The sequence below is a fragment of the Kitasatospora sp. NPDC059827 genome (assembly GCF_042731675.1).
Classification (GTDB): domain Bacteria; phylum Actinomycetota; class Actinomycetes; order Streptomycetales; family Streptomycetaceae; genus Kitasatospora.
On the sequence record NZ_JBHWIV010000148.1, the window covers coordinates 1 to 9,496 of the forward strand.

General features: G+C 71.4%; 10 protein-coding genes. 4 read left to right on the forward strand and 6 right to left on the reverse strand.

The window, feature by feature from the left end; all coding sequences use genetic code 11:
• Nucleotides 1–126: 126 nt before the first annotated feature.
• The 6 genes from ACFV8H_RS40460 to zapE all read right to left on the reverse strand — a co-directional run bounded on the left by ACFV8H_RS40460 (nucleotide 127) and on the right by zapE (nucleotide 6,044).
• Nucleotides 127–1,107 carry a TerC family protein gene (locus ACFV8H_RS40460; RefSeq protein WP_380409660.1) on the reverse strand — a complete coding sequence of 327 codons (981 nt, stop codon included), beginning with the start codon at nucleotides 1,105–1,107 and terminating at the stop codon, nucleotides 127–129.
• A 191-nt stretch (nucleotides 1,108–1,298) separates the two neighbouring features.
• Complete coding sequence (locus ACFV8H_RS40465; protein ID WP_360236073.1) at nucleotides 1,299–1,877, reverse strand: TerD family protein; 579 nt, start codon at nucleotides 1,875–1,877, stop codon at nucleotides 1,299–1,301.
• A gap of 247 nt (nucleotides 1,878–2,124) precedes the next feature.
• Nucleotides 2,125–4,215, reverse strand: a complete 2,091-nt coding sequence (gene uvrB, locus ACFV8H_RS40470) for an excinuclease ABC subunit UvrB (protein ID WP_380409665.1) — start codon at nucleotides 4,213–4,215, stop codon at nucleotides 2,125–2,127.
• Between the two features lie 44 nt (nucleotides 4,216–4,259).
• Entirely contained in the window at nucleotides 4,260–4,568 is a 309-nt protein-coding gene (locus tag ACFV8H_RS40475) for a helix-turn-helix domain-containing protein (protein WP_375888337.1), read from the reverse strand.
• Nucleotides 4,565–4,942 carry a type II toxin-antitoxin system RelE/ParE family toxin gene (locus tag ACFV8H_RS40480; RefSeq protein ID WP_380409667.1) on the reverse strand — a complete coding sequence of 126 codons (378 nt, stop codon included), beginning with the start codon at nucleotides 4,940–4,942 and terminating at the stop codon, nucleotides 4,565–4,567. The genes ACFV8H_RS40475 and ACFV8H_RS40480 overlap by 4 nt, the downstream gene beginning before the upstream one ends.
• 55 nt (nucleotides 4,943–4,997) lie before the next feature.
• The gene (gene zapE / locus ACFV8H_RS40485; protein WP_375888487.1) at nucleotides 4,998–6,044 is read right to left on the reverse strand and encodes a cell division protein ZapE; all 1,047 of its coding nucleotides are present in this window, start codon (nucleotides 6,042–6,044) and stop codon (nucleotides 4,998–5,000) included.
• A 167-nt stretch (nucleotides 6,045–6,211) separates the two neighbouring features.
• On the opposite strand from zapE, the gene ACFV8H_RS40490 reads away from it, so the two are divergent.
• From ACFV8H_RS40490 to msrB, 4 genes are all read left to right on the forward strand, one after another.
• Nucleotides 6,212–7,003 carry a pyrimidine reductase family protein gene (locus ACFV8H_RS40490; RefSeq protein WP_380409669.1) on the forward strand — a complete coding sequence of 264 codons (792 nt, stop codon included), beginning with the start codon at nucleotides 6,212–6,214 and terminating at the stop codon, nucleotides 7,001–7,003.
• Between the two features lie 51 nt (nucleotides 7,004–7,054).
• Entirely contained in the window at nucleotides 7,055–7,516 is a 462-nt protein-coding gene (locus ACFV8H_RS40495) for an indole-3-glycerol phosphate synthase (RefSeq protein WP_375888329.1), read from the forward strand.
• Nucleotides 7,517–7,640: 124 nt separating this feature from the next.
• Nucleotides 7,641–9,029 (forward strand): UDP-N-acetylmuramate--L-alanine ligase, encoded by a 1,389-nt coding sequence (gene murC, locus ACFV8H_RS40500; RefSeq protein WP_380409673.1) that lies wholly within the window; start codon nucleotides 7,641–7,643, stop codon nucleotides 9,027–9,029.
• 22 nt (nucleotides 9,030–9,051) lie between these two features.
• Nucleotides 9,052–9,462, forward strand: a complete 411-nt coding sequence (gene msrB, locus ACFV8H_RS40505) for a peptide-methionine (R)-S-oxide reductase MsrB (RefSeq protein WP_380409671.1) — start codon at nucleotides 9,052–9,054, stop codon at nucleotides 9,460–9,462.
• Nucleotides 9,463–9,496 lie beyond the last annotated feature (34 nt).

Genomic DNA, 9,496 nt, shown 5'->3' on the forward strand with positions numbered 1-9,496 from the left:
GCGGCCCCGCGCGCCCGCCCCCCGCGTTGTGGCGGGATCGGGGGGGGTCCCCCCCCCCGGGCCGCTAGGGGCCCCCGCGACGCAGTGCGCGTCGCGGGGCCCCTTCGCGTTGCCGCCCGGGCGGGGTCAGGCGTCCAGCTTCTCCTGCTCGCGCTCGGCCTGCTCGGCCTTCTTCGAGGCCATCAGGCTGGTCACGGTGGTCACGGCCAGCACCACCACGATGAAGCCCAGCGAGAACGGGATGCCGATCTCCGGGACGTTCGCACCGGCCTCGTGGGCGGCGTGCAGCACCAGCTTCACGCCGATGAAGCCGAGGATCACCGACAGGCCGTAGCTCAGGTGGACCAGCTTCTTGAGCAGCCCGCCGATCAGGAAGTACAGCTGGCGCAGCCCCATCAGGGCGAAGGCGTTGGCGGTGAAGACCACGTACGGGTCCTGGGTGAGGCCGAAGATGGCCGGGATCGAGTCCAGCGCGAACAGCACGTCCGTGGTGCCGATCGCCAGCATCACGATCAGCATCGGGGTGATCAGCCGGCGGCCGTTCTCCCGGACGAACAGCTTGGTGCCGCGGTAGTCGTCGGTGGACGGGAAGCGCCGGGTGATCGACTTGAGCAGCCGGTTCTCCTCGAACTCCTCGTCCTCCTCGTCGGCCCGGGCCTCCTTGATCAGCTTCCAGGCCGTCCAGATCAGGAAGGCGCCGAAGATGAAGAACACCCAGGAGAACTGCGTCACCAGCGCCGCACCGCCGGCGATGAACACCGCCCGCAGCACCAGCGCGATGATCACACCGAACATCAGCACGCGCTGCTGGTAGATCCTGGGCACCGCGAACTTGCCCATGATCAGGATGAACACGAAGAGGTTGTCGACACTGAGCGACTTCTCGGTGATGTACCCGGCGAAGAACTCACCGGCCGGCTGCGCCCCGGAGTGCCACCAGAGGAAACCGCCGAAGAGCAGCGCCAGCACGACCCAGACGGCCGTCCAGATCCCGGCCTCCTTGATCGAGACCTCGTGCGGCTTGCGCCCCCCGATGAAGAAGTCCGCCACGATCAGTGCGATCAGCACACCGATCGTGGTGACCCACATGGTTACGGAAACGTCCACTACTGCTCCTCCGGCAGGTAGGCGAGACAGTCATCGTCACTGCCGGAGGTCTCTTCCGCCCGTCGGGCCAGCGCCCCGGGATGCCGCGACGGGCATCCGTGATGACGGGGTCGGCTGTCGAGGAATACTCCCCTCCGCTGCCATCGAGAGTAACAGGACGGGCAAGGAAAGGTAAAGAAGGTAAAGAACCGTCAGAGGAACGGCTCGATCGCCGGCAGCAGGTCCTGGAAGGTCCGCCCCTTCGCCGGGGCGCCGATCGCCTGCATCTCCCAGCCGCCGTTGCCGTCCCGGACCACCTTCGCCATGATCTGCCCGGTGTGCGGCCCGCCGCCCGCCAGCTCGTACCGGGCCAGCTCCACCCCGGTCGCCTCGTCCACCAGGCGGCAGTGCGCCTGGCTCACCTCGGCGAAGGTCTGCCCGGTGTACGAGCTGACCGTGAACACCACCTGGGTGATGTGCGGCGGCACGTGCAGCAGGTCGACCAGGATCGCCTCGTCGTCCTCGTCCCCGGAGCCGCCCTCCAGGTTGTCCCCGGTGTGCCGCACCGAGCCGTCGGTGGACTCCAGGTGCTGGAAGAACACCACGTCGGACGGGGTCCGCTCGGCGTACAGCAGGGCCGAGGCGTCCAGGTCGATCTTCCTGGTCCGGCTGCCGAACAGGCCCCGCTTGGGCGCGGCCTGCCAGCCCAGCCCCATCCGCACCACGGTCAGGGCGGCGCCCGCCCCCTTCTGGAGGCTGACCCGCTGCCCCTTGGCAAGGTTCACCGACACGACGTTGTCCTCTCTGCCGGCCGCGCGGTCGCTGCCGCACGGCTCCCCGGTGGAACACCCCGTCGCCGTCCCCCGGCTGAGGCCCCCTCTGCTACCGGCCCGCGACCCCGTCCCGGAGGCGCGATGCCGCAGGCCAGCCTAGGGCCTGCGGCACCCGCGACTCCTCCGGGTTACCCGGTTTGTGGCAAGGATGAGACACCGCGGGGCTTGACCGGTGCCGAACCGGCCAAGCCCCGCACGGCGGACCTCAGGCCACACCGGCCTCGCGCATCTGCCGCAGCTCCTTCTTCAACTCCTTGACCTCGTCGCGCAGCCGCGCCGCGACCTCGAACTGGAGGTCCGCGGCGGCCGTGTGCATCCGGTCCGTCATCTCCTGGATCAGCTCCGCCAGCTCGGCGGCCGGCAGCGACTTGGCCGGCTTGCGCTCCGCGCCCAGCGTCGGCACCGGGGCCTTGCCCTTGCCCTGGCCCCGGTAGCCGCTGGAGAGCAGCTCGTCGGTGTCCACGTCCTCCCGGGCGAGGGTGTCCAGGATGTCGCCGATCTTCTTCCGCAGCGGCTGCGGGTCGATCCCGTGCTCCTTGTTGTAGGCCTGCTGCACGGCCCGGCGCCGGTTGGTCTCGTCGATCGCCTTCTCCATCGACGGGGTGATCCGGTCCGCGTACATGTGCACCTGGCCGGAGACGTTGCGGGCCGCGCGGCCGATCGTCTGGATGAGCGAGGTGCCCGAGCGCAGGAAGCCCTCCTTGTCCGCGTCCAGGATCGCCACCAGCGACACCTCGGGCAGGTCCAGGCCCTCGCGCAGCAGGTTGATGCCGACCAGTACGTCGTACCTGCCCGCCCGCAGCTCGCGCAGCAGCTCCACCCGGCGCAGGGTGTCCACGTCGCTGTGCAGGTACCGGACCCGGATGTCCAGGCCCAGCATGTAGTCGGTGAGGTCCTCGGCCATCTTCTTGGTCAGCGTGGTGACCAGGACGCGCTCGTTCCTCTCGACCCGCTTGCGGACCTCGTGCACCAGGTCGTCGATCTGGCCCTCGGTCGGCTTGACGATCACCTCGGGGTCGATCAGGCCGGTCGGGCGGATGATCTGCTCGACCTGGCCGTCGCCGCGCGACAGCTCGTACGCGCCGGGCGTCGCCGACAGGTACACCGTCTGGCCGATCCGCCCCAGGAACTCCTCCCACTTGAGCGGGCGGTTGTCCATCGCCGAGGGCAGCCGGAACCCGTGCTCGACCAGCGTGCGCTTGCGCGAGGCGTCGCCCTCGTACATCGCGCCGATCTGCGGGACGGTGACGTGCGACTCGTCGATGACCAGGAGGAAGTCCTCCGGGAAGTAGTCCAGCAGGGTGTTCGGCGGGGAACCGGGCTCGCGGCCGTCGAAGTGCATCGAGTAGTTCTCGACGCCCGAGCAGGTGCCGATCTGGCGCAGCATCTCGATGTCGTAGGTGGTGCGCATGCGCAGCCGCTGGGCCTCCAGCAGCTTGCCCTGCTTCTCCAGCCTGCCGAGCGTCTGCTCCAGCTCCTGCTCGATGCCGGTGACCGCCCGCTCCATCCGCTCGGGGCCGGCCACGTAGTGCGAGGCGGGGAAGACGTAGATCTGCTCGTCCTGGCTGATGATCTCGCCGGTGAGCGGGTGCAGGGTGTACAGCGACTCGATCTCGTCGCCGAACATCTCGATCCGGACGGCGAGCTCCTCGTAGACCGGGAAGATCTCGATGGTGTCGCCGCGGACCCGGAAGGTGCCGCGGGTGAAGGCCACGTCGTTGCGGGCGTACTGGATGTCGACGAAGCGGCGCAGCAGCACGTCGCGGTCGATCTCCTGGCCGACCTTGAGCGGGACCATCCGGTCCACGTACTCCTGCGGGGTGCCGAGGCCGTAGATGCAGGACACCGAGGCGACCACGATCACGTCCCGGCGGGTGAGCAGCGAGTTGGTCGCCGAGTGCCGCAGCCGCTCGACCTCCTCGTTGATCGAGGAGTCCTTCTCGATGTAGGTGTCCGTCTGCGGGACGTACGCCTCCGGCTGGTAGTAGTCGTAGTACGAGACGAAGTACTCGACCGCGTTGTTCGGCAGCAGCTCGCGGAACTCGTTCGCCAGCTGCGCGGCCAGCGTCTTGTTCGGCGCCATCACCAGGGTGGGGCGCTGCAGCTTCTCGATCATCCAGGCCGTGGTGGCCGACTTGCCGGTGCCGGTGGCACCGAGCAGGACGACGTCCTTCTCCCCCGCCCTGATCCGCCGTTCCAGGTCGGCGATCGCCGCCGGCTGGTCACCGTTGGGCTGGAAGGGACTGACGACCTCGAAGGGCGCCACGGACCGCTCAATACTCGTGATGGGACGCACGCCTCCACCGTACGGCGCCCCACCGACAACCGATGCCGTTCCGATCAGGCCGCGTGCGCCTCGAACGTCATGGCCGGCTCCCGGGCCGGGTCGATCCGCACGACGGAGTCGAAGGCGGAGGCCAGCCGCTCGATCAGCGGCAGCGTCGGGTCGACACCGCTCTCCTCGATGCTCTCGACCGTCTCCTCGTCCAGCCCGGCCCGCTCGGCGAGCTGGGCCGGGCTCCAGCCGAGCGCGGAGCGGCGGGCGTACACGGCCTCGGCCAGGGCCATCCGCCGCCCGGCCGCCCGGTACTCCTCGCTCTCGCGGTGCTCCGGCGGCACGACCCAACGGGTGTGGTAGCCGCTGCTCATCGTTGCTCCTCCCGGTCGTAGACCTGGTGATCGGCGGCGGGCAGATGCTCCGCCTCGCAGACCTTCTGAGCACGGCGTGCCCGTTCGACCTGATCGGTCTCGCGGTTCCCAGTCTTGCGGAAGACCGTCAGCAGCACAGCCCTCCGCCCCGGTGCGAGCCAGTACGTGATGCGCAGCGGCCCGACCCGGAGCTCCCGCAGCGGCCCGCCCAGATGGCTCGCCAGCGGGAACGGCAGGGTCTCGCCGTCCTCGGCGAGCCGGTCGGCGGCACGCTCGGCCGCCCGGTACTCGGTGACGGAGCAGTTCCGGAGCCAGGTCCGGACCTCGGGCTCGATCTCGATCTCGTAACCCGGCCGGGATTCGTCGTCAGCCACGTGCCCCCCTGTTCGGCCGTTGGCCCAACGACCGAACAGCGGGGAGGTTACGGACTCAGCTCTTGGCGCTGTCGCGGGCCAGGGCGACCAGGCGGGAGACGGCGCGGAGGTACTTCTTGCGGTAGCCGCCGCGCAGCATGTCCTCCGGGAAGACCTGGTCGAAGGGCAGGCCGGAGGCGGTGACGGGCAGCTCGCGGTCGTACATCCGGTCGGCGAGGACGACCAGGCGCAGCGCGGTGGACTGGTCGTCGACCTGGTGCACGCCGCGCAGGCAGACCGCGCTGACGTCGTCCAGCAGCGCGCCGTAGCGGCTGGGGTGGACGGCGGAGAGGTGGGCGAGCAGGGCGTCGAAGTCGTCCAGCGAGGCGCCGGGGGTGCGGGCGGCGACGGCCTCGACGGTGTCGTCGGGGTACGGCGGCGGGGCGTCGGGCAGGCCGCGGTGGCGGTAGTCCTGGCCGTCGATCCGCATCGGGCGGAAGTGGGCGGACAGGCCCTGGATCTCGCGCAGGAAGTCGGCGGCGGCGAAGCGGCCCTCGCCGAGCTTCTCCGGCAGGGTGTTCGAGGTGGCGCACAGCTTGACGCCGTTCTCGACCAGCCGGCCGAGCAGGGTGGAGACCAGCACGGTGTCGCCCGGGTCGTCCAGTTCGAACTCGTCGATGCAGAGCAGGGTGTGCCCGGAGAGGGTCCGGACGGCCTGCTGGAAGCCGAGCGCGCCGACCAGGTTGGTCAGCTCGACGAAGGTGCCGAAGGCCTTGGGGCCGGGGGCGGCGTGCCAGAGCGAGGCGAGCAGGTGGGTCTTGCCGACGCCGTAGCCGCCGTCGAGGTAGACCCCGGCCGGGCCGGTGGGCGCGGGGGCGGAGCGGCGGAACCAGCTGCGCTTGGGCGCCGAACCGTTTCCCCCTCCGAGGGTGGCCGCGAACTGCTCCAGGACCTGGACGGCCTCGTACTGGCTGGGCTGGTTCGGGTCCGGGATGTACGTCCCGAAGCTCACCTCGGCGAACCGGGGCGGCGGGACCATCTCGGCGACCAGCCGCTCGGCGGGCACGACGGGGCGGCGTTCGGTGAGTGCGATCGGGGCGCCGGCCGGGCTCTCGGCGGCTATCGACTCGGTCGCGGGGGCGGGGCGGGAGGCTGCGGGCACGTTAGTAGAGGGTACGCCTGGTGCCCGCGCCCTCCGAACCCGCTCCCGGCCCGCTCCGGCCGGTCCGTGCGCAGGCCGCTCCCGGCCGCTCCCGGCCCCGGCCGGCCCCGCGGTGGAAGACTGGGGACATGCAACAGTTGATCAGCCCGCTGGGCGCTCCGGTCGCCGATCCGTCCGACCTGGAATCGCTCGCCGCCGTCTACGCGTACCCCGACCAGGTGAATCGGGGGCGCCCGTGGCTGCGGGCCAACATGGTGGCGGGGCTGGACGGCGGTGCGCGGCTCGACGGCCTGTCCGAGGGCCTCTCCGGGGACGCCGACAAGCGGATCTTCGGCGTGCTGCGGGCGCTGTCGGACGTGGTGCTGGTGGGCGCCGAGACGGTCCGGGCGGAGGGTTACCGGCCGGCCCGGGCGCGGGCGGACTTCGCGGCCGCGCGGGCCGCGGCGGGGCAGTCCCCGGCCCCGGCGATCGCGATCGTGAGCCGCTCGCTGGACCTCGACCTCACCGCGCCGCTGTTCACGGAACCGCTGGTCAGGACGGTGGTGATCACCGTCGAGGACGCCCCGCAGGAGCGCCGCCGGGCGGTCGCCGGGGTGGCCGACCTGGTGCTCGCCGGGCACGGCTCGGTGGACCTGCGGGCGGGCGTGGCGGCCCTGGTGGAGCGGGGCTGGACGCGGCTGCTGACCGAGGGCGGCCCACGCCTGCTGGGGCAGCTGGCGGCGGCGGGACTGCTGGACGAGCTGTGCCTGTCGCTGGCCCCGCTGGTCACCGGCGGCGACGCGCCGCGCATCGTCCGCGATGCGGAAATGCCGGACGTGCAGCGGATGCGGCTGGTCTCATTGATCGAGCAGAAAGGATTCCTCTTCACCCGCTACCTGCGTCACCTGGGTTCGGATGACCCCGTGACCCCCCGATCGTGATCCCGTTATGCGATGCCGGGGCCCGGGGGCCGGCCACTGGAAGGGACTCACGTGTTCAAGACGGTACTGATGATCGAAAAGGCGCTCTCGGACGCGGACGTGGAGCTCGTCACCACGCTCCACAGCGACGAGAAGGTGTCCTTCGTCGTCCTGATGCAGCCGCGCGGCAAGCAGGACGAGTTGCTGCGGGCGCTCGACGACGTCGCCCTCGGCCACCTCGACAAGGTGGTGCACGAGCACGACGAGTCCGAGGGCGGCCCGACCGTGGCCGGCGAATCGCTGGAGCACAGCCTGCGCCACCTGCGCCGGGCCGGGGCCGAGGCGGTCGGCGAGCTGGTCGAGGAGAAGCCGCTCGACCGGCTGCGCGCGGTGGTCCGCGAGCAGGAGGCGGACGAGGTGGTGGTGCTCACCTCGCCGCACTTCGTGGAGGAGTTCTTCCACCGCGACTGGGCCTCCCAGGCCCGCCACAAGGTGGGGGTGCCGGTGCTCAGGCTCTTCGCCAGCGACTCCTGACTCCGACCGCCGGTGGTGCAGAATCGTCCTTGCGGTCCGCCCGCGAGGACGATTCGCACCCCGGCCGCCTGCCCACCAGATCCCGCCCGTACGGAGCCACGCCTTGAACGACGCCGCGCACGACCTGCACGCCCCGCACTTCATCGGCATCGGCGGCGCCGGGATGTCCGGCCTGGCGAAGATCCTCGCGGTGCGCGGTGCCAGCGTCTCCGGCAGTGACTCCAAGGAGTCCGAGACCGTCCTCGCGCTGCGCGCCCTCGGCGCCACCGTGCACGTCGGCCACGCCGCCGAGCACGTGCCGGACGACGCCAGCAGCATCGTGGTCTCCAGCGCGATCCGCGCCGACAACCCCGAGCTGGTCGCCGCCCGCGAGCGCGGCATCCCGGTGGTGCACCGCTCCGACGCGCTGGCCGCGCTGATGGGCGGCCGCCGGGCGCTGGCGGTGGCCGGCACCCACGGCAAGACCACCACCACCAGCATGCTCGCCGTCGCCCTCGGCGAGCTGGGCCTGGAGCCGTCCTACGCGATCGGCGGCGACCTGGACGCGCCCGGCTCCAACGCCCGGCACGGCGCCGGCGAGATCTTCGTCGCCGAGGCCGACGAGAGCGACCGCAGCTTCCACAAGTACGCGCCCGAGGTGGCGATCGTGCTCAACGTGGAGCTGGACCACCACGCCAACTACGCCTCGATCGACGAGATCTACGAGTCCTTCGAGACCTTCGTCGGCCGGATCACCCCCGGCGGCACCCTGGTCGTCTCCGCCGACCACGACGGCGCCCGCGAACTGACCTCCCGGGTGGCCGCCCGCGAGGGCCTCAACATGGTCACCGTCGGCGCCGCCGAGGACGCCGACCTGCGCGTCCTGTCGGTGGTCGCCCACGGCATGACCAGCGAGGTCACCGTCCTGCTGGACGGCGAGGAGCTGACCTTCACCGTCTCGGTGCCCGGCCGGCACTACGCCCACAACGCGGTGGCCGCGCTGGCCGCCGGCGTCGCGCTGGGCGTCCCGGCCGCCGACCTCGCCAAGGCGCTCGGCGCCTACACCGGCGTGCGCCGCCGGCTCCAGCTCAAGGGCGAGGCGGCCGGCGTCCAGGTGATCGACTCCTACGCCCACCACCCGACCGAGATGACCGCCGACCTGGAGGCGATCCGGGAGGGCCTGGAGGGCGACGGCCGCGTCCTGGTCGTCTTCCAGCCGCACCTGTTCAGCCGCACCCAGCAGCTCGCCGAGGAGATGGGCCGGGCGCTGGCGCTGGCCGACGCCTCGGTGGTACTGGACATCTACCCGGCCCGCGAGGACCCGATCCCCGGGGTCACCAGCGAGCTGATCCTCGACGCCGCCCGCCGGGCCGGTGCCGACGTCACCCCCGAGCACGACTTCGCCGCCGCCCCCGCCCTGCTGGCCGGCCTGGCCCGCCCGGGCGACCTGCTGCTCACCATGGGCGCCGGCGACGTCACCAACCTGGGGCCCGAAATTCTCAAGCACCTCGCGAACGTTGCTTCCAACGTCTGACGTACGCCGAGCGGGAGTCGTGATGAGCTACGAGATCCAGAAGTCCGAGGCCGAGTGGCGCGCCCAGCTCAGCCCCGAGGAGTACCACGTGCTCCGCGAGGCGGGCACCGAGCGGCCCTTCGTCGGCGAGTACACCGACACCAAGACGGTCGGCGTGTACGCCTGCCGGGCCTGCGGGACGGAGCTGTTCAGCTCCGAGACCAAGTTCGACAGCCACTGCGGCTGGCCCTCGTACTACGCGCCGCTGGCCGGGGACCGGGTCCAGTACATCGAGGACACCTCGCTCGGCATGCGCCGGGTCGAGGTGCGCTGCGCCAAGTGCGGCGGGCACCTGGGCCACGTCTTCGAGGGCGAGGGCTACGGCACGCCGACGGACCAGCGGTACTGCATCAACAGCATCTCGCTGACCCTGCGGCCGGTCGAGGAGAGCTGACCGCCGGCGCCGAGGGCCCGGACCGCTCCGGCGG